Source organism: Streptomyces chromofuscus (assembly GCF_015160875.1).
Lineage (GTDB): Bacteria > Actinomycetota > Actinomycetes > Streptomycetales > Streptomycetaceae > Streptomyces > Streptomyces chromofuscus.
Genome location: NZ_CP063374.1, coordinates 6,434,870 through 6,455,288, shown reverse-complemented (window position 1 = coordinate 6,455,288; position 20,419 = coordinate 6,434,870). Strand labels below are relative to the sequence as shown.

14 protein-coding genes and 1 pseudogene are annotated in these 20,419 nt (G+C 68.3%); 7 read left to right on the top strand and 8 right to left on the bottom strand.

Annotation, left to right across the window (positions count from 1 at the left end):
* Window positions 1-69: 69 nt before the first annotated feature.
* Complete coding sequence (locus IPT68_RS28980) at window positions 70-1,341, top strand: YcaO-like family protein (RefSeq protein WP_189701407.1); 1,272 nt, start codon at window positions 70-72, stop codon at window positions 1,339-1,341.
* Between the two features lie 380 nt (window positions 1,342-1,721).
* On the opposite strand, the pseudogene IPT68_RS35240 reads toward IPT68_RS28980, so the two are convergent.
* The 3 genes and pseudogenes from IPT68_RS35240 to IPT68_RS28960 form a co-directional block, all read right to left on the bottom strand.
* Window positions 1,722-2,787, bottom strand: a pseudogene (locus tag IPT68_RS35240) (IS630 family transposase).
* Between the two features lie 300 nt (window positions 2,788-3,087).
* On the bottom strand, window positions 3,088-4,590 hold the full coding sequence (locus IPT68_RS28965) for a SagB family peptide dehydrogenase (protein ID WP_189701406.1): 1,503 nt from the start codon (window positions 4,588-4,590) through the stop codon (window positions 3,088-3,090).
* Between the two features lie 1,190 nt (window positions 4,591-5,780).
* The gene (locus tag IPT68_RS28960; RefSeq protein ID WP_189701405.1) at window positions 5,781-6,032 is read right to left on the bottom strand and encodes a response regulator transcription factor; all 252 of its coding nucleotides are present in this window, start codon (window positions 6,030-6,032) and stop codon (window positions 5,781-5,783) included.
* 522 nt (window positions 6,033-6,554) lie between these two features.
* Here IPT68_RS28960 and IPT68_RS28955 point away from each other — a divergent pair.
* The 3 genes from IPT68_RS28955 (at window position 6,555) to IPT68_RS28950 (ending at window position 8,327) form a co-directional block, all read left to right on the top strand.
* Window positions 6,555-7,181 (top strand): alpha/beta fold hydrolase, encoded by a 627-nt coding sequence (locus IPT68_RS28955; protein WP_228039976.1) that lies wholly within the window; start codon window positions 6,555-6,557, stop codon window positions 7,179-7,181.
* Window positions 7,182-7,204: 23 nt separating this feature from the next.
* On the top strand, window positions 7,205-7,351 hold the full coding sequence (locus IPT68_RS34355; protein ID WP_228039975.1) for an alpha/beta fold hydrolase: 147 nt from the start codon (window positions 7,205-7,207) through the stop codon (window positions 7,349-7,351).
* Window positions 7,352-8,186: 835 nt separating this feature from the next.
* Window positions 8,187-8,327 carry a hypothetical protein gene (locus IPT68_RS28950; RefSeq protein ID WP_189701404.1) on the top strand — a complete coding sequence of 47 codons (141 nt, stop codon included), beginning with the start codon at window positions 8,187-8,189 and terminating at the stop codon, window positions 8,325-8,327.
* A gap of 389 nt (window positions 8,328-8,716) precedes the next feature.
* Here IPT68_RS28950 and IPT68_RS28945 read toward each other — a convergent pair whose 3' ends face one another.
* The 3 genes from IPT68_RS28945 to lanKC form a co-directional block, all read right to left on the bottom strand.
* The gene (locus IPT68_RS28945; protein WP_189701403.1) at window positions 8,717-10,006 is read right to left on the bottom strand and encodes an MFS transporter; all 1,290 of its coding nucleotides are present in this window, start codon (window positions 10,004-10,006) and stop codon (window positions 8,717-8,719) included.
* 302 nt (window positions 10,007-10,308) lie between these two features.
* Window positions 10,309-10,431, bottom strand: coding sequence for a hypothetical protein (locus IPT68_RS34675; protein WP_265583840.1), 123 nt, complete (start codon window positions 10,429-10,431; stop codon window positions 10,309-10,311).
* Between the two features lie 66 nt (window positions 10,432-10,497).
* Window positions 10,498-13,083, bottom strand: a complete 2,586-nt coding sequence (gene lanKC, locus IPT68_RS28940) for a class III lanthionine synthetase LanKC (protein WP_189701402.1) — start codon at window positions 13,081-13,083, stop codon at window positions 10,498-10,500.
* 972 nt (window positions 13,084-14,055) lie between these two features.
* On the opposite strand from lanKC, the gene IPT68_RS28935 reads away from it, so the two are divergent.
* The 3 genes from IPT68_RS28935 (at window position 14,056) to IPT68_RS28930 (ending at window position 18,099) form a co-directional block, all read left to right on the top strand.
* Complete coding sequence (locus IPT68_RS28935) at window positions 14,056-15,396, top strand: transposase (RefSeq protein ID WP_228039974.1); 1,341 nt, start codon at window positions 14,056-14,058, stop codon at window positions 15,394-15,396.
* 36 nt (window positions 15,397-15,432) lie between these two features.
* Window positions 15,433-15,783 (top strand): transposase, encoded by a 351-nt coding sequence (locus IPT68_RS34350; protein ID WP_228039972.1) that lies wholly within the window; start codon window positions 15,433-15,435, stop codon window positions 15,781-15,783.
* 1,050 nt (window positions 15,784-16,833) lie between these two features.
* The gene (locus IPT68_RS28930; RefSeq protein ID WP_189701401.1) at window positions 16,834-18,099 is read left to right on the top strand and encodes an IS701 family transposase; all 1,266 of its coding nucleotides are present in this window, start codon (window positions 16,834-16,836) and stop codon (window positions 18,097-18,099) included.
* Between the two features lie 164 nt (window positions 18,100-18,263).
* Here IPT68_RS28930 and IPT68_RS35235 read toward each other — a convergent pair.
* Together IPT68_RS35235 and IPT68_RS28915 are read right to left on the bottom strand one after the other, a co-directional pair.
* A protein-coding gene (locus IPT68_RS35235) for an IS630 family transposase (protein WP_444545037.1) occupies window positions 18,264-19,330 on the bottom strand; the annotation gives its coding sequence in 2 pieces (ribosomal slippage) (window positions 18,264-18,884 and window positions 18,887-19,330; 1,065 coding nt in all).
* An 84-nt stretch (window positions 19,331-19,414) separates the two neighbouring features.
* Window positions 19,415-20,410 carry an IS4 family transposase gene (locus IPT68_RS28915; protein ID WP_229818491.1) on the bottom strand — a complete coding sequence of 332 codons (996 nt, stop codon included), beginning with the start codon at window positions 20,408-20,410 and terminating at the stop codon, window positions 19,415-19,417.
* Window positions 20,411-20,419: the final 9 nt, after the last annotated feature.

The following is a 20,419-nucleotide window of genomic DNA, read 5'->3' as shown; positions in this document are numbered from 1 at the left end:
GGAAATGTTGCCGCAGTCGTGCTCTCTGAGCCGCCTGCGGCACTTTCCCGTTGCCTGAAAGGACCATCGATGATGAGGAACGCTGAGGCAAGCGTGGTGAAGGCGTCACAGGCCGGTGAGCGAGAAAGGAGTCTTTCCGATGCGTTCCAGCATGGCATGTCTGCAGCCCGTTCTCTTGGTTTTGACGTTCATATCCGCGCGCTATCGGAGACTGATCCGGGCGCTTGGGCCTGTGAGCTCTGGAAAGACGGTGAGCAGGTACCGGGCGGATCCGGACTTGGTAAAGGATCCCGGGAAGCGGCGCGTGCGGGTGCCCTTTTCGAGGCGCTTGAGCACTATGTAAGCGAGAGCGATTACCTGGACTCGGCGTCGGTGCAGAAAATATCGAGTCACGCCATCGCGGCCCCCGACGGTCCGCTCTACCGTGACCAGGCCGTCCGTTTGCTCGGCGAACTCGCCGACGAGCCCATCGGCTGCCTGGAATACCGGGAGATCTTCTCGGGCGCGAACATGCCAGTTCCTATTTTCCTGTCCACCCCCGGATACGTGGACGCCGGCACTACTTTCCGTGCTTCTCTTGGGGACAACTTCGACTACTCCGCTGTATGGCGATACTCCAGCAACAACGGCTGGGCCGCGGGGGTCACGGCGGCTGAAGCCACTGTGCACGCTCTGAACGAGGTGGTGGAGCGCGACGCCTTCTCCCTGCTGCTGATCGGTCAGTTCCTCCGCAGCCGGCCGAAGTCACTGCGCGTGGTGGATCGCGAGACGTTGCCGAGGGAACTTGTTGATCTGGCGGCTCACGCAGATAGGATCACAGGCAGGACGGTCCATCTGATTGACATGACAACGGACGTATCGATCCCAGCCTTCCTTGCCTTCCTTCCACCGGAGAATGGGACGCCTGCCCGCATACGTGGCTGCGGCGCATCCTTGTCGTCCGACTATGCGGCGTACCGGGCGCTTGCCGAACTCGTGCAGATACAAAGCGCCGTGGCGGCGGGAGCTCCTCCAGCCCCGAACCTCCGGCGTGACGACACCATGTTGCCGTACCCACCCATGCAAGCCTGTCGTCTGGCTGATTTCACCGACCGACTTCCCGATGCGCGCAGGGTTTACTTCGAGCCGACGAGCCCGCCCGCCACGCCCAAGGCCCACCTCCAAGAGCTGTTGCGCCGACTCTCCGATCGTGGCTACTCGGTGCTTCGACGTCAGGCGGCGACTCCGGAGGGCCTGGCCGTCGTCAACGTCCTGGTTCCGGGCATGGAACGCTTCATGCTCGTGACTGATGGGATTCTGGTTCTGCCCGGCCCCCGCGGGCAGTACTTCACGGAAAACTGAACCGCGGCACCCGCTCGGCTCGACATGTGCTCTCGTAGAGGCGAAGCAGGCTGGCGCGTCCCGGGCATGAGAGGCGTCGGGGCGCGCTGCTCTCCTGGCGGCCGGACGCGCCCGGATCTCGGCTGTCTTGTGCCAACGAACCTTGAGCTCGTGGCATCGAATTTTGAGCGGCTTGGACCACCTCGATTCGGTGAGTCGGGTGATCTCGTGCACCAGGTCGAACAAGAGAAACGGTTGATTGACGTTTAATGTTTTGCCGACGTCGTGGCGTTTGGCCCGGTGCTTGTTCTTCGAGCCGGAAGGCCGTCCAGGGTCTGGGCATGTAGGTTTCCGCGGCCGCCGGTCTTCGCCTGCCTGGTGTGGTTGCTGACTTCAGCTCGTCAGGGTGAGGGTGGGTCGTCGAAGGTCGGGCTGGTGCCCGCTATGAAGCCGTCGAGAGTGTGGGGCCTGTACTGCAGGCGCTTGAGCCGGCTGGGGACGAGGGCTTCGAGCCGGTCGAGGGCCATGACGGCGAAGTTGGCCAGGCTGCGTTTGACGTTTGCCCACACGCCCTCGACGGGGATGAGGTCGGGTGAGTAGGCGGGCAGCAGGAACACCTTCAGCCATTCACGTTCGGCGATCAGCTCGCGCATGGCATGGGAGACGTGCGTGTTGAGCCGGTCCCACACGAGGGGGACGATCGGCGCCTTGAGGAGCTGGTGGGTGCCGTCGATCAGCGCGATGAAGTCGCGTTCGCCCATGCTGCGGCGCTTGCCTTTGCCCGGTGCCTGCGCAGGCGGTGGCACAGCCGGGTGCGGGAGCCGGGCTGCATGGCGATCAGTCCGGCCACCGACAGCCGTCCAGAGCGTCGTCCGCTCACCGTCACGACCGGGGTGCAGCCGCGCCGGCCCCGGGTGCGTCCTTGGGGCGGCCGCCGGGTGAAGCCTGCCTCGTCCTCGAAGCAGATGTAGCCGCCGCAGGCCGCCCGGGCACTTTTACCTCGACCCAGGTCGCCTCCTTCCACACGGTGACGGCCTGCTCATCGCGCTCGGCGACCCGCCGCGCGGGCACCTGAGGGCTGAAGCCGAGCCGGTGCATCAGCCGCGAGGATCAGCGTGGCCACCCGGGCGGCCGTCCACACCTGGTCCCCCACCCAGCCCTGCGCGGCCGGGCCCTGCTCGGGGTACGCGGCCAGCTTTTCCAGACAGCGTGGGGGGGCAGGCGGCACCGCGACCCGCTCGGGCCGCGGGAGGCCAGAGCCTGTGCACCGCCGTCCCGCCACAACTGGTGCCACTGGTAGGCCGACTTCACGCTCACCCGGAGCCGTCGTGCGACTTCCGGCGGCTTGACCTTCTGCTCGAACAGCTCGTCCGCCTGCATCCGTACCGTCTCCCGGCGCCGACGTCCCGCAGGAGTCAGGCCGCCCCCATCCGCATACCTCTCACACCACGAGGTACAGCCACCTATCCATGCCCGTCACGGACTTCGTGAAGATTCACCCCGACGAGCTGAAGTCAGTACCCACGCGCCGACACCGAACGGCTGCGAGGCGACCCCCGTGGCGCTGCCCGCTCGAGACGGAAACCCAGCAGGCAGCAAGTGATCGCCAAACCCGCACGCCGTCCTCGAAAAGTCCAGGTTGAAAACCCCAAGGTCCGAGTCGCGCCAGCATCCACGAGCCGTCCCACTGCCGCCCGCCCCAGCGCCCCCGTACTGATCAATCTTCGACGGCAAGATAAACCTGCGATCACGCTGGACATCGGGGCACTACGTTGAAAATTTATCTTCGCTGTCAGTTCCTCGGCTTCCGAGGAGGAACTCGCCCACGGTGGACTCGGTCTCCCACGACAGTCCCGAAGCCGCGGCAAAGGCGTCGGAATCGCCGCCGCCAAGGCCGCAGCCCGCGAGCCCCATGGCCGTGGCCACGCTGTACATCACCTGGTAGAGCACACCCACGTGCTTGAGGACCAGCGCGTAACCCATAGTGGAGTACTTCCACATGACCCGCCCGAAGCGGGCCGTGACGAGCAGCGTGACCTGTGGAGGCGAGGACATCCCCGCGCTCATGCGGGACATCTGGGTCAGGCGCGTCAGCGCCGGCCCAGGCACGGCGAGCAACTGAAGCCGATGCTCCTGCGGGTCGTAGTGGTACAGGCCGGGTTCCAGGCCCTCCACTTGGTTGATCAGCGGGTAGATCTCCAGTTCGTACGCACCGCCGCCAGACGGATAAGGCCGGTTGCCCACCTCTTGCGGCCCACCGGAGGATCGGCCCCGGTTGCGGGCGCTGCGGTACAGGAACTCGCCGAGTTGGGTGACGGTGATGGGTGCCGCGTCATGGTGGAGTCGCAGCGACTGCCGGTCCTCCAACACTTCGGTGAGGGGCCGGTCGTTCCTGCGCAGAGCTTCCAGGTCCGCGCGGGGCAGTTTCACCGTGGGGCCATCGAACGGTGGCCGCACCGCAGGAAGAGGATCACCGGTTCCCCTGCCCGGATAGGTGCCGCCGTACGGCAGATCGTGGCGTCCGATGCGGGTGCGGCTATGGAACCACAGTTCGTGCGGCGACCACTGGGCGAAGCGGAGTTCGCGTTCGACGCTGTTGTCGCGCGGGACCAGCAGCCCGCGCCTGGCCAGGGCCCTCAGCATCGCAGGAACTGCCTCCGGCCACTCCACCGGGTAGGAGCGCGCTCCCGCGGAGCCATGCGGAGCCTCCGGCGATGAAGGCTGCGCCGACATTGCGGCCAACAGGCCTACGAGCGCCGGGTCATGCACTTCCACTGCGACATGGGCCAGGGGCGACTCCAAGACCATGCCTGAGCCTTCCACGCGAAGTACGGCGAAGCGGGACAGCCGTAGGTCGGCCACGTCACCGGTGGGCACGAGGACAGGCGGTCCCACTGGCCCCAGCGGGCGGAAGGTCAGCAGAGGTGTTCCGTTCGTCTTCATCGTCACCGAGAGCCACCCGCCTGCTCGCAGCCGTCGCAGCAACTGGGGCAACTGGAGGACGGCCGGTTCGCCCTCCTGGCTTCGGACGACCTCCAGCAGCGCGTCTGTGTCCACGGACTGGGCGGCGAGCAATTCCAGAGCGGCGGTCAGCCCTGATGACAGGGCGCCGAGTACCGTGCCGCGATGTCCGGCAAAGATCCGAGTCGCGCCGGAGGAGTCCGCGACGAACCGGGCGGCCGGGTGCAGACGCAGATATTCGTCGACGGGAGCACAAGCATCCGCGTGGGGATAATCGCGGTCGACATGCGAAGCATGAACATCGGTCATGACATCTCCAGATATCTACTGATCACGAAAATCGTGATGGGAGACCGCGCGTGACAAGAGACATTCCTCAGACGAGGTGTGGGCAGGTGTCCGGCCTTTTACCCTTCGACAGTACCTGTGCCAGGGTCAAGTACGGCTGCGACCGATGCTGGCTCCTCACGAAAGTAGAAATGGCTCGCGGGAAAGCTGTGCTCGCTCAAGCCCGCTGCGCTGTGACGGGCCCACTGGCTCAGTTGGTCGGCCTCGAGGCTGTCCCGGTCGCCACCATGCACGACGAGCGGAATCTGCAACGGTGCTACCTCGGGTGTCGATACTTCTCGAAAAGCGCGAAGTCGGACCGGAACGTCGGTAGCAGGAGAGGTGTGAGGTTTCCGTCCTCCACTGCAGTCGGAGGGAGACCCCGTAGCTCTTGTCGAGCGTCTCGATCAGCTCTCCGTCCCACAAGTTCGAAAGGCCGATTTCCTGTCGCGGAAGATGCGGGGCGGGCATGCCGAGGCGATGAGCCGGTCGGGCAGGTTTACGCCGATACGCTGACCACCTCGGCGACAGGGGGTGTGCCCGATGAAGACCTTGCCGCCGTTGAAGAGATAGTCGTCGATGCCCTCGATGCGAGGCCGCACCCCCTGGGTTTCGCCTGTCGGCGCTTGCAAGGCGTGCGCCGCGACGCTCGAGGTCGTTGAGCAGGTCGCGCAGCGACCCGGCCGGTGCTGCGGCCAAGAACGCCCCGGCGCCAAGCGCGTTCTCGATGGCCGGGGAGAACGCTGCCGGCGTGCAATGGGCGTCGGTGGCCTTCACCATGCGGGAGGTTTTGTCGTGGGATAGGGCTCGGCCGCACAGAGCGGGTTCCGCCTGAAGATCGAAGTACCCACGCTTGCCGGGATCGTCCAAAGACCCATCACGCAGAGCGGCGCGGGCATCGACGGCATCGTGGCCGAAGGTCCTGCAGCAGTGCGGTGCATTCCCCAGTTTCGTGGTCGCTGACCGCGGCATCCACCGAATCCTGCACCGGAAATTCCCGGACGAGGTCCCAGCGGAACCGGCCTTGGTAGAGCTCCTCCAGACGGCTGACGCGTTGCGGATCGCTGGTCGCGTTCTGTGTGGTCCTTGACAAAGAGGTTCCTTATATCGGTCGAGCCCGTCGCCCAGCCGGACACCGACCGGCACGCCTGAGTGATCGATGAGGGATGCCCTCACAGGGCGTGGTTGGCATCGTCGGCCGCGGGTTGGACGTCGCTTAGCGCCAAGGCATGCAGGAGTAGCTGCATACGGTTGCGTGCCCCGGTCTTGGCCCGGATCCGCCGGATGTAGGTGTCGACCGTGTGGCGGCTGAGCTTCATGCGCTGCGCGATGGCGGTGTACGTCAGTCCATCGGCCATATGCGCAAGAACTCGCTGCTCCTGCTGGCTCAGTTGCACGGTCCGGTCACTGACAGCCTGGTCCATTTGATGGCCTCCTTCCTGGTCGTTGAGCGGGACGCGCTTCCGTGCACGGCTGGAGCGCGCACCTGTCGCGCGCGGCTGCAGGGGATGCCGACCGGTGGGGCGCGTCCCAGCCGCCGGCCGGAAGTGTCGTGCGCCTTGCCGAACGCCTTCCGCGTGGAAATCATCACTGGGGGACGGAACGGACGGCCGCGACAGCGCCTTTCATGAAGCTGTTCGACAGCAAGAGGACACAGGCCCATATGGAGGGAAAGGTGGCAAAAGGGAATGCCTCGGCCGTCCCCGCGCAAGCACCGCCCTGACGCCCGGGCCGGACGCGGCGTGCATGCCGTAGCCTTCCTTGCGCCATCGACGGGCGCCGTCCAGTACCACCGATGCGTGCAATCCGCCGGGCTGGGAACCTAGTCGATCCGGCCTACCCCAAGCACCGGCCCTTGGCCGACATCCGCCTTGCGGTGGCTCCACCGGGCGCGCGACGGTCTGCCGGACGAAACCGCTGCCGGGACCGACTGAGAGGAGGCGCGCATGCTGACGCTGCATGTGGAGGGTGCGGAGTTCACCGTGCGGGACGAAAGGGCGGGGGAGCCCGTGCTGCTCGTCGCGGGCAGCGGGGCGCCGGACCGGGTGTGGGACGTGCACCAGGTGCCCGCGTTGCTCTCTGCGGGCTTCCGCGTGGTTACCTTCGACCGCACCGCGGCGCGGACCCTCGGGCGGCCGGAAGATCCTCGGCGCGTCGCAGCCGAACTAGCTGTAGCGATGGAGCGGTTGGAACTGGCTCCGTGCCGGGTCGTGGGTGCCTCGTTCGGCGCCGAGGTCGTGCAGGAGTTGCTCCTGACCTGGCCGGACCTGGTGAGCCGGGCCGTCCTGATGGCCGCGCGGGGCCGCAGCGACCTATTCGCTGGGGAGATGGCAGACGCCGAGCGGGAGTTGGAGGCCAGCGGGGTCCGCTTGCCGCCGCGGTACGCCGCATGGCTGCGCGCCGTGCTCAATCTCTCGCCCGCCACCTGGCGGCGCGAGGAGGAGGTGCTCGACTGGCTTGACCTGTTCGAAGCGGTCGAGCGCACCGGGGCGGCCGGGACGCCGACACCCTCGGGCGAGGAACCGGATGACCGGCTCCCCGCCCTGGGGCGTGTCACGGTGCCCGTCCTGTGATGGGGTTCGAGCACGATTTGATCGTGCGGTCGGACTTGGGCGCGGAGGTCGCCGCCGCTCTTCCCCGCGGGCAGTACACACAGATGGCGGACTGCGGCCACTACGGCTACCTGGAGCGGCCTGCCGCGGTGAACCGGGCGATGCTGGCGTTCCTCAGCGCCGCTGGCTGAGGCCATTCGCCGTCAGCGGTCCCCGGCGGACTCCCGCAGTACGTCCCCGAGCAGTCTTGGTGCCGCCCTCACCTCGGGGACCTTACAGTTCCTACTGTACGCGCGCGCCAGCAGCCGGGTGGCGGCGGTCCAGGCCTGCCCGGTGTCGGCCGGCGCGCTTACCGCCGCTCCGGTGGCGCTGCTCGGCGGTTACCGTGCCGCCGGTTGGACGTCGGTGCTGCTCACCCTGCTCGCCGTTCCCACCGCGCTCGGCCTGGCCCGCCGCGGACGCGCCCCCGTCTCGTTCGCCGGCACCGGCGCCCTGGCCGCAAGCTGGGCGGCACTGCTGCGCGCCGGGTTGTCCGAGGCTCGTACGACGCCCTGGGTGCGTTCCGCCGTGGCACTGGCCGCGGTGGTGACCGGGCTCGGAGTCGTGGACGAGTACCTGCCGTTGCTCGCCCTGGAGGCGGGCACGCCCCCGCCGCTATCCCGCTGCTCCTGCTGCTCCTGCTGCTCCCCTGGGCCGCCATGGCGGCCAGCGGCCTGGCCGGAGGACGACTGGCCAGGTCGGGCTACCGCACTGCGCCTGGTGGGCACCCGCCTCCGTCCTGGTCGCCGTGACGGCCGTGCCGGTGGTGCTGCTCGCCGGCCGGTTCTCCCTGCGCACGCACCGGGGCCGCCGCGTCGCGCCGACCCCTCACCCGGCCGCCTGGACATGGCGGCCCGTCCTGGCGCGGTCCGCGCCTCCCACCGATACCCCCCGTCCCCCACCCGGCCCGTCCCCTCTCGGGGCCGAAGGCGCCGATCGACACTGATGAAGGAGAGCGACATATGACAAGCCCCGACCACTGCCGTCGTGCAGGACCTGGCCGACGACGTACGGCAGGCACTCGACATCGCCCCGCAGGAGCCGCTCGACGCCCCGTTCGCTGACCTGGGCGGCGTTCGCTGGATGCCGCCCAGATCACCGTTCGGATACGCCGTGAGCACGGTCTAACCATTGGCGCCCACGAGCTGCTCAACGCGTCCGACGTTCAGCAGCTCCTCCACAACTGTGCCAGCCGCCCCGGCGCCGCACTCGCTGATGCCCTGGCGAATCCGGACGAGATCCCCGAGAACGACGGCCAGCCCTACCGCCTGGCCCAGGAGGCGCTGCTGACAGCGGCCAACGAGCACCGGCCAGAACACCTCGCCGACCGCCCCGTTACCAGGTCCCATCACCCCCGCGTCGGCGGCCTGTCCAGTGAGCCGGGCCGCCGACAGGTGTTCTCGTCGCGTGCCCCTCCGGCAGAACGCGTCCGAACCCGGAGGGTCCCGCCCGGCGTATTCAACGCCCTCCGTGGCCGGAGGGCCCGCCGGGCCGTTCCGCGGACCGGGGGACGCGAGCTACCGCAGGGGATCCGCCCGCATCGTGGACGCATGTGTCCGCCGTCCATCCGTCGCTTCGTCCTCCCGCTGTTCGGCAGGGGTGTCGGTGTGGGCCGGTGGAACGTGCCGCAGGGCGGACGTGACGGCTGTGAGGACGGTCATGGTAGCGATGACGCCAGCCAGGACGATCAGCGCGGTGTGCGAGGAGGTGACGCGGAGTAGGCCCGCCCCGGCCATCGGTCCAACGGAAGCCAGCAGTTGGGGCGCAGTCTGGAAGGCCACCTGGACGCGCCCCAGCAGGGCCGACGGTGTCGTTCGGAGGAGCACTCTCTGGACGACGACGTTGAGTGCCGGCGACGACACGCAGCACAATCCGAGCAACGGGGCACTCCAGACCCCCGTGCCCAGGGCGGCGGCGACGGCTCCGAACAGGGCAACGTTCCAGGCGAGCAGCAGGATCAAGGCTCGGGGAGCCAGACGGTGCATGCCGGGCGCGATCGCCAGCGAGCCGAGGAGGTTCCCCGTGCCGGCGAGGGCGAAGAGCCATCCGGTGCCGGTGGTGTCGCCCGAGCGGACGTAGTCGGTGGTGGTGACCAAGACGATGCCGCCGAAGGCGAGGTTGGTGACCGCGCCGTAGATCATCATGTGACGCAGGAACGGCTGGGCGACCAGGAATCGCCAGCCGCCAATCAGGGGGAATCCGCGTACCGGTCGTTTCGCCTTCGTGGTCGGCCACGGCAGCCGTGCGGTCACCACACAGGCGAGCGAGACCAAGCAGGAACCGGCTGCGCAGAGCATCGGTAGGGCGGGGGACCGCTGGTAAAGGGCCGCAGCCAAAAGCGGACCCAGGATGCCCGCCACGGCGGAGCGGGCCTGCCCGAGCGCGAGGGCCAGGGCCATCTGGGAGTCCGGGACGACAGCGCGTACGGCTGCGGTGACTGCTGGCCAGAAGGGCGCGTTCGCCGCGCCGTTGATAGCAGCACAGACGACGACAAGGGCTGGGGAGAGCTGATGGGTGCCGATGGCCCAGCCCATCACTGCCAGGGTGGGTACACGCACCACATCGCAGAAGATCAAGACCGGTCGGTAACCCAGACGGTCGATAGCCAGCCCCGCCACGGGCAGCACAGCTAGGAGCACGATGCCTTCGGTGAAGCTGACAAGGGCGACGACCGAGGCACTGTTCAGTTGGTGGATGACCGCGAGGGGAATCGCCACCATCGAGGCCTGCGCACCGAAGGCCGAGAGGGCCTGCGCCGTCCACAGATGCCTGTAGGGGCGGTTGCGCCGCAGTGGTGTGCAGTCCATTCGGCGTTGCCTCCGGCGAGAAGCTCGGTGGCCGCGCACCGCTGGGCAGGCGGCGCGCGGCCACGAGATGGGTCCTGGCGGTGCTATTACTCAGCCGACGCGACGTCGGTGCAGTGGTTGCTGAGGAGGCTGCCGAGGAAGTCGGCGCCCATCGGCTCGTCCATGGTCACGGGCAGGTTCTGGAGCTCGAGAACGTTCTGCATGCTGTTTTCCTCCATTGCGGTGATGCCGGGCGCGTGAGTGCGAGGCCGGCTGGGGGCAGGCAGCGCGTGAACGGCTGCCTCGGTCCAGAGCGAGAAGGACTACTCGCCCGCGGTCTCCTCGGGCACGTAGGTGCCGGAGGTGCACCCGTTGCTGACGTAGCTGCTGATGGCCACGCCGTTCTGCTCGGTCTGCAGGGCCTGGAGCTCGAGGATGTTGTTCATCGGTTTCTCCCTTGAGACGTTGTGCATTGCTTGCCCTCCGGGACGTGCCGAGAGGGCTTGGTCGCATCACTGGGGCCGCGCAAACGGCAGGCCCGTCGCGTGAGACCAAGTCGAGAGGGTTCGGCCGCCGCCGGGCTGCAGACCCCCGACCGCGTTCCGGGCAGCGTGCAGGGCGTACAGCACCCCCGCCGTGCCGGTGGCCAGGTCCATGGAGAGCCGCAGCAGCCAGCGCCCCGGGAACGCGATTCCCGCCTCCAGAGGGACCGCGTGCACGGAGAGGCTACGTATCTGGCGGCCCAGTATCTCCGGTAGCGCGGCCGTATCGGGGTGCGCCGCGAGGACGGTGAGCAGTCCAGAGCGCCCCCCGTCGAGTCCGGACTCGATGGTGAAACGAGGCTGTGCCGCTGCAAGGATCCCGCGGTGTACCGCGGCAAGGTTTTCGTCCGGACGCAGGCGAAGGTACCGGGCGATCGGCTCGGCCAGACCGCTGCTCCCGTCACCGAGATAGGCCACCAGACGGATGCCGTCCTTGATCAGCACCTCGCCGTTGTCCTTGGTCTCGGAGGCGGCGAGGTCGCGGCCGATGGCCTGCCGTGCGAGGTCCAGGAAGGCCGGGGCTTGGAAGTCCTCGTAGGAGGAGAGGAAAAGCGACGCCGCTCCCGCCCACCCGTCCATGAGACCCGCGGAGCGTGTCGCGCCGGACGGCGCCTTGGACACCAGCACAGTCAGCCGATCGAGGACCTCGGCCTGGCGCCGCCGCCACCGCTCGTCCCCCGTGGCCGCCGCGAAGTAGCGCATCACGAGTCCGATGCCCGCCAATCCCCCGGACAGGCTCGGGGAGCCAGGAAGCGGGACGGCATCGACCCGCTCCAGGATGCGCAGCGCCTCCTCCTCGCGCCCCAGACCGTGCAGGACCAGCGCCGCCCCATGCAGTCCGTCGTACAGGCCGGCGCGTGCTGGTGCCTTCTGGGCGGCGGCCGCCAGCCAGTCGACGTGCTCCGAATCGACTTCGCGGCCAGCCATCCGCAGCGCGAACAGGACACCTGCCGCGCCGTGCGCCAGCCCGTACCCACCGTCGTTCAGCGCGCGGGGGTCGCCGGGGAAGAGACGGTCGGCGCGCTCAGGGGTGGCGGACGCGGTGATCGCCTGCGCCAGCGCGTCGATGAGTGCCTCCATGGCCGGACCGGCAGGGTCGTCAGCGGCTGCCGCGAACAAATGGCCGGGCCCCCGCGCACCGTCTTCGACGCCGAGAGTGTGCCGCAACCTGTCCCGCGTCGAGGCCATGGCGGTGGCGGCCGACGGGAAGAACGCGGCGATCGCGTCGGTGAATTCCTCGACCTTGGCGTTGGCGAGGTCGAGCATCGGGGTCAGCGGCATGAACATGGCCAGCCTGATGCAGTCCAGCGCGTACTGATCGCGTTCCGGGCCCGCCAGCGCCTTCGGAGTGATGAAACCGGGGCACCCCAGTGTGGGCGTGGGATCATTGTCCGGGCGGTACGCGACCTCGAAGTCCACCAGCGCCACCCTCCCGTCCGGCCGCACCATGACGTTGCGCGGATGGAGGTCGGCGAAGACGTATCCCCGTTCGTGCAGCCTTCCCAGGGCCTGCTCCAATTGGTCGCACAGCTCCAGCGCACCCGCCACGTACTCAGCGGCCCTCTCCGGGTCATTGGCCGTGTCGGTGAACGGGGTGCGCGAGGCCATGTAGGTCCACAGCGTCTCACCCTCGATGTACTCCTCGACCAGGAAGTGGTGTTCCCACACTGTGAACGTGCCGAGGAAGTCGGGTACGAAGTCCAGGTCGGCCAGGGCTTGCAGGGTCTCGGCCTCGCGGTGCAGCCGTGCCACCGCGTCGTTCCCGCCCCCGTCCAGACCGGCGAAAGGCCTAGCCTCGCGCAGGACGACCTGACGGCCGGTCGCATTGTCGCGGGCCAGGTAGATACCGCCTCCGTTGGAGAAGTGCAGGGCGCGCTCCACCGTGTACGGCATCGTGCCGCTACTATCTGCGGCTTGAGCGGCCATCATTTCCGCGATCGGCGCCGGGACCGGCACCCACTCGGGGACATGGAACTGTGGCTGCCGCCGGTCGGGCTCGAGCGTGCCGTCGGGCCGGCGAATCGCCAGCGCCTCGCGGCCGTCCTCCCCGGTGCAGTACATCTTGCGGAAGCCGCCGAAGCGGACGTAGAGCGGCCCGTCGCCCCAGCGCAGGTCGCTGAGGATGTAGGGGCCGGTACGCCCCTCCAGCTTGCGGGACAGATCGCCGAGTATCTCTGCCAGCGCCGCGTCGTCGTCTGCGGGGTAGATGGTGATCAGCTTGCCGCTGCTGCCGCGGTTCGCGTTCTTGCTGTTCAGGTTCAGGTGCGTCTTCGGCGACGTGAGGAACTTGAAGTCGACGCCCCGTTCGAGGCAGTAGTCGGCCACAATCCCGATGACTTCCTCGGCGTCCTCCGGAACCACAGAGACGTGAATCTTCCAGCCCTGCTCCCGCAAGGTGGCGCCGTTGCGGCTGAGGTAGGTCCAGTGGTCGTCCGAGGCTACGGTCCACTCCTCCGGAAAGGAACGTCGCGCCACCTTGAAAGCTTCCGCCGCGGTGGCGGAAGGACGGTCGTAGAAGAGCTTGTTGGCCTGGCAGTACGGCAAGTAGTTCTCCATTGCCCCGTCCCTCCGCGCACGCTGATTTCCGTCGCCGTACCATTTCCCGGGCTGATGTCCGGTCCGATGGCGGCCTGTTGATGCACCAGTCTGTGGCCGGCCCGTCTCTGGTAACAGTCACGGCTTTCCGGTCCCCCAATTGCGGGGCGGTCGGGGCGGTGTCCGCGCGCATAGGCGCTGGCCCCGCTGGTCGCCTCCGACTCCTGCTGGCCGCGGCCCCGGGACGGTCCGGCGGGCTTCACATTCGCCCAGCCAGCCCGTCCGCGCACGGCGCGCGACGGTGAGGAGGCCGTGCCGGTCCTCGACAGTTCGAGCCGCTGGCAGGCACAGCTCCTCGCAGAAAGCCGGTCGGCGTCTGTGATCCGGTAGGAAGGCCATCAGCCAGTCAGGTCGGCACTGGCGCCAGGGTGCGCCCACGATGCAGGCGCATCGTCGACGGGACCCGGCGCCGACCCGAGATGCCGCATGATTCCAGGCTCGGTCGGACTGGTGGATCGGTGAATGCCAGGTTGGAGCCGCGTTTGCGGTCAGGGGCGCTCCGTCATGCCGAGGTAGCGTCCGCCATCGTGCACTCCTCCGGTCGAACTGCCTTTTCACCAGAAAGACTTGCGCGATGGCCCGCCCATGTTCAGGGAGCATTCACCGACTGCGGATGCACGCCCCGGGCAGATACCCGCGCGTTCACGCCCCTCGACCGGCTACACGGCTTCGCGGGACACCGTCCCGCTGCGGCCGAGCGGCTGGCGCACTGCCTGCTGGCTCGAGGGGAATTCGAGTCCTGTCGCAGTAGGCGGGGCGGCGGTCATGCAGGCGGAGGCGGAGGGGAGCACAGCCCGCTTGAGCTGCCGATTGCCGCCTCGGGTTGCGTGTCGCCGTGGGTGGAGGTGTCCCATGGCTTGGATCGTGGCGAGACGGCCTAGGCCAGGCCTACTTGACTCTGTCGGGGATCTTGGAGTTTCCCGGTGCGGCAGCATGGTCGACGGGGTGATCGGGGAGTTCCGCCGACCGTTGCAGCTGTCGAGGTGCCCGTTGTCCCTGCGCCCCCGTTCCGGTGAGCACGTTCCGCCTCTGACCGCGCGGGTCGCGCGGGCGAGCAACCCGGGCGGCACGACGGCGATATGGGTGCGGGACCGGCTGGACGGGCTGTGGCGCGACGAGGACTTCGCGGACTGGTACCCCAGGGACGGGCGTCCGGGGCTCTCGCCCGCTCAGCTGGCCACCGTCTGTGTGCTGCAGTTCCTGCTCGGGCTGTCGGACAGGCAGGCCGCCGAGGCGGTCCGCTGCCGCATCGACTTCAAGTGTGCGATGGCCATGGAGCTGGACGATCCCGGCTTCCACCACAGTGTGCGGGGCGACTTCCGTGATCGTCTCGCCGAGGACGGCCGTGCCGACCGCCTCCTCGACCTCGCACTGGCCCGCCTGAAGGAGGCCGGACTGGTGCGCGAGCGCACCACGCAGCGCACCGACTCCACGCACGTCCTGGCCGCGGTGCGTGACCTGACCCGCCTGGAGCTGGTCACCGAGGCGGTTCGCGCCGCACTCGAAGAGGTCGCAGGCATCTCTCCTCATCTGCTTGACGAGCTGGTCGACCAGGGCTGGGGGCTGCGCTACGGCCGGCCGGTCCGCCTGGGGAAGAACCCCACCAAGCCCATGACCAGGATCCTCGACACCGGAAACGACGCCGTCCGGCTTCTGGAACACCTCCACCGCTACGGAGCGGACCGCATGTCCGGTCCTCGCATCCAGGCTCTGCGGCAGATCACGATGCAGAACTATCACCGTGATGCCGCGGGACACCTGCGCTGGCGCACCGCCGAGAAGGAAGGCGGGGCGGGTCTGCCACCGTCGTCGAAAGCGATCGTCTCGCCCTACGACACCTCGGCCCGCTACGCGCGGCACGGACACATCATCAGCTGGAAGGGATTCGCCGCTCATCTGACCGAGACCTGTGCCGCCGACGGCCCCAACGTGATCACGGATGTCGCCACCACCGCGGCCACCACCCACGACAGCCAGGTCCTGCCCGGCATCCACACCCGCCTCGCCCGACGCGGCCTGCTGCCCGCCGAGCACCTGGTCGACGCCGGCTACACCTCTCTGCCCCACCTGGAACAGGCCGCCCGTGAACACCAGGTCACCGTCTCCGGTCCGCTGAAGAGCAACCCACCCGCCAGCACCGCCGAGGCGAGGGCTTCGCCCGGGACGACTTCCATATCGACTTCGATCGTCAGCAGGTCACCTGTCCCCAGGGGCAGGTCAGCGCGGGCTGGCACGGCCCTTACCCGACCTCCTCTCCCACTGCGGCCCCGCTGATCGTGACACGGTTCACCAAGAGCCAGTGCCGTCCCTGTGGGATTTCCCCCGCGCGAGCTCCATGACCTGCAACTCCGCGTCCGCGCCGAACAGCAGACGCCCGAGTGGAAGGCCCGATACGCGGTCCGCTCCGGAGTGGAGAGCACGGTCAACGAGTTCGCCCACGGACACGGCATACGACGCTGCCGCTACCGAGGACAGGGAAAGGTCCACGTCCAGCACGTGTTGACGGCCATCGCCGTCAACTTCGAGCGCCTCGGCGGACGGTCACCGGCTGAGGAAGCCCCCGCACCCCGCCAGCCGACTGCCTTCCAGAACTACCTCGACAACTACCTCGACCAGCGCGAGATCCCTCGCCCGAAGTCCTGGCGAACCCTGGGCAGTTGACTCCGCCGACGCCAAGATCCCCGACAGAGTCAAGCTAGGGCTCCTGCCGAGCCCGGAGTCCGGCGGCCCTCCCACAGGACCACGACGAACGGGCGGCCGGCGACCCGCCCTTCGCCTTACGGCACCCGCCGGTTTGTGGTGCGCCGGACCGGTAGCGGCCGGGTCCCGCCCGTTCTATACGGACCCGCTGGCGTCAGGAAGTACTCGAGGGGCCCAGTCAGGCACGGCATCGTGTCCGCATTTTCTCTATATATCCCTCGTCCTCTTGCTGTCAAGCAGCTTCGTGATAGGGTCTGCAGGGCTGTCCGCCCCTCCCCCCCCCGGCCATGATTTTCCCGTGGCCGGCACCCGAGGAAACGCACGGCGCCATCGGCCACGGGTACGGACGGGGCCGCCTCCAGCGGCCAGCGCGCCCAGTCGGTGCACGGCATGTGCGCTCTTCAGCCCCGCGGGAGATCGCGTCCCGCGGGTGGACAGGAAGGCGGCCCATTACACCATGGACAACGCTGTCAGCGCCCGCGTGGTGCAACTGAGTCGGCCGGGGCGGCAGGTACTGGCGCCCATGGCCCACATACTGGCGTACCACGCCATCGCAGGCTCCATGGCGACGGTACGTCATTGCGTTGTCCCTGGGACGTTCGGCACCGCGTAACGGCTTGCTGCCAGGCCTCTTGTTGAGGCTCTTCCTTCCCTCACAGGTCACATTGCCCTGCAATCCGATTCGCTAATTCGAACGAAATATAGGGAAATATAGAAGGCATATAATGAAGTATCTGTTCTTCACATCGCGCGCACAATCGTACGTCGCAGCCGCCGCTTTGCTCTCCCTCGGACTACTGGGCCTGGCCCCGCACAGCGCGCCGAGATCCCAGGACCATATTGTGGCCGACGCGCAGCTCGACCCCCGGCCGATCTCGGTCGACGACACTTCGTGGGGCGGCTAAAGCACCTCCGCGGCCCATCGCCCGGCAGACCGGGCTCCTAGTAGTGCTTGGTCAGGTTGGTTGTGGTGGCACGTGTCCTTTGGGCTGGGTGTGACGTTGGGAGTGTGTGACTCCGGACGAGATTGGTTTGTTGCGTGGTGAGTTGGAGGCGTTTGCGGCGGAGGTGTTCGAGCCGTTCGCGCGCAAGGACCAGCGCCGGTGGGGGCAGGTTTACCTGCGGGGATTGCTGACCGACGGGCGGCGCAAGTCCATCGAGCCGATGGCCGCCCGGCTCGGGGCTGACGGCAACCGACAGGCCCTGGCCAATTTCATCACCACCAGCCCCTGGGACCCGGCGCATATCCGGGCCCAGCTGGCCTGGCGGATGGAGGTGGCGATCAGGCCGAAGGCCGTGGTCTTCGACGACACCGGCTTCCTGAAGGACGGGACGGCCTCGGCGTGCGTGTCGCGGCAGTACACCGGCACCGCGGGCAAGGTCACCAACTGCCAGGTGGGCGTTTCACTGCACCTCGCGTCCGACCACGCCTCGACGGCGGTCAACTGGCGGCTGTTCCTGCCTCAGACCTGGGACCCCACCTCACCGAAAGCCGACCCCGGCAAGGTGGCCCGTCGCGCTGCCTGCGGCATCCCCGACGACGTCGGTCATGTCGAGAAGTGGCAGCTGGCCCTGGACATGCTCGATGAGACCCGCTCCTGGGGGATCGAGGTGCCGCTGGCCGTCGCGGACGCCGGATACGGCGACTGCGCGGCCTTCCGGCACGGACTGCAGGTCCGCGGCCTGAATTACGTGGTGGGGATCTCCACCACCATGTCGGCCCAGCCCGCCGACGCAGTCCCGGTATGCGAGCCGTACTCGGGCCATGGACGCCCGCCGGTGGCGAAGTATCCCGACCCTGCCCGGCCGGTGAAAGAGCTGGTCATCGCGGCGGGCAGGAAGGCAGCACGGCCGGTGCAGTGGCGGGAGGGCTCCCGGCCGGGCACCGGCCGCAGCGGGGTCAGGCGGATGTACTCCCGCTTCGTGGCCTTACGGGTCCGGCCCGCCGGCCGCGAGATCCGCCAAGCCGCCGACGGCCCGGAACTGCCCGAGTGCTGGCTGCTGGCCGAGTGGCCCGCAAGCGAGAGCGAGCCGGTCCAGTTCTGGTTGTCCGACCTGCCCGAGGACACCGCGCTGACCACACTGGTCCGGTTGGCCAAGCTTCGCCGGCGCATCGAGCACGACTACCGCGAGATGAAACAAGCCCTGGGCCTGTCCCACTTCGAGGGCCGCACCTGGAACGGCTGGCACCACCACGTCACCCTCGTCTCGGTCGCGCATGCCTTCTGCACACTGCAACGACTGGCCAGAGCCCCAAAAGGAACGGCGCCGGCCTGAGCCTCTACCGCGTCGTCCGCGAGCTACAGACCCTCCTCGCGACATGGACCGGCGCCTGCCCCACCTGCCACCGCGACATACCCACACCGATATCAACCTGACCAAGCACTACTAGTACCAATGCCGTATAGTTACTGAGACTGAACTCGTGATGTCGTGCTGGGTCAGGTGGGTCTGACGGTCAGGCCGGTCTCGGCGAGGCAGCCGTCTATGAGGTGGCTGCGGTACTGGATGTGCCGTAGGCCACGTCGGAGGCGCTGGACGAGGTGTTCGGGGGTGCTGAAGGCGACGTTGGAGAGCCAGCCGCGCCGCAGGAGGGACCAGATCCCTTCGACGGGGTTGAGGTCGGGCGCGTAGGGCGGCAGGTAGTAGATGGTCAGCCAGTCCCGGGCTGCTGCCCATTCCCGCAGGTCGGCGGCTTTGTGGACATTGAGGTTGTCCCAGACGAGGACGATCGGGCCGCCGAGCTGCTGGTGGGCGGCGGTCAGCAGGTCCCGGTAGTCGCGCCAGGAGAAGCTCTTGCGTCCGTCGCGTTGGCCGTCGTCCCGGCGGGGCCGGTAGATCAGCCTGGACCGGTGGCCGGGTTTGTAGCAGGTCAGCGCGGCGATCGATATCCGTCTGCGGGAGCGGCCGCGGACCCGCACCACCGGGGTGCGGCCTCGCTGGGACCAGGTCTTCGCCTGCGGCGGCGTCATGGAGAATCCGGCTTCGTCCTCAAAGACGAGCCAGGCTCCACGAGCCGCCGCGAGTCTTCCGCGCACGGCCACACCTCCTTGACCCACCCGGCCACGGCGTCGTTGTCCCGCTCCATGGCGCGTCGGGCCGGGACCTGGCAGGACCAGCCGTTACGCACCAGCAGCTTCCGCACGCCCTGGATTGTGTAGGTCAGGTGGAAACGCCGGCCGATCACCGTCTTCACGCGGCTCAGGGTCCACCGCTGGTCCTCCCAGCCATGCGCAGCCGGGCCCTTGGCCAGCTCCGCCTCCAACTGCGCGAACTGCTTCTCGCTCAGCCTGGGCAGCGACGCCGGCCCCTGCGACCGCAGAGCCCGCGGACCACCCTCGTTCCACGCATGCCGCCACCGCTGCACCGACCGGACGCTGACCCGCAGCTCCTTGGCGATCACCGCACTCGTCTCGCCCCGAGCGAACCGTTCCGCAGCCCGGAGCCGTAACCCCTCGCGAAACTGCTGCCGTTCGGCGGTCAGCCCGCCCCCTTGTGGATACCGCATGCCTCGGTGATACCGCAGCCGACGACCAGCCGTCAGCACCTACGACACCACGAGTTCAACCTCAGTAGGGGCTCGGTCCGGCCGTCAAGGGCCTGGTGTGGTCAGGATGTTGATGCTGATGGTGGCCTTGTAACTGGTCCGGTCGACGGTGCCTTTGGGGTTGTACTTGGAGATCGCGCGTTTGACGACACGGGGTCGGGTGCGGATGCAGCGGTCGGGCATGAGGTCGGCCAGGATGCGGCGGCCGATGGTGCCGACAAGGTCGATGACGGTGTCGGCGATGATGCCCGTGGCCTGGATGACCAGGTCGCGGGCGGTGTTGAGGGCGATGGAGAAGCTGGCCCGGTCGGGGTCGACGTCCGGACGGGTGCTGGCGGCGTCGGCCATGGCCAGCCGCAGGACCTGGTAGGTGACCAGCAGCGCGTAGACCTCCTGGTCGGTGCCGGCCGGGGTGCGGGCGCGCAGGACACGGCCGCCCAGAATGGTGGACTTGATCTCCAGGTAGGCGGTCTCGATCTCCCACCGCTGGTGATAGAGGGTGATCAGGTCGGCGGCCGGGTGGGTGTGGTGGTCGGTCAGGGTAGTGATCAGGCAGTAGCCGGCGGTGCTGCGGCCCGTGACAGTGGTGAGGGTGATCTCGCAGTCGATGACACGCACGGGGACCGTGCCGCACATCGACAGGAAGGAGCCGCCGGGAAGGCGGCGCAGGCAGACAAGACGGCGGCTGTTCTTCACCCGGCCCAGGACCTGCGCGCCGGTCCTGGCGATGGCGGTCACAAGCGCCTGGGCGGTGAAGTTGCGGTCCAGCAGGACGATCATGCCTTTGCGCAGGCTGCGCAGCAGGCGCGGGGCATGGACCGTCTCACCGTCGCTGGGCGGCCCGAACACCGCGTCCAGGAGGGTGCGCGTGCCGCAGGAGACCAGGACCAGCAGCCGCAGGGCCGGATATCCGGCGCCGCCGTTGTTGCAGCGGTGCTTGGTGAACACGGTCAGGTTCCCTTCGCTGTCGGGCACCGACATCAGCGTGCCGTCGATCGCGCAGACCAGCAGCCCCCGCCACCACCCCCCGGGAGTGCCGATGCCCGCGGC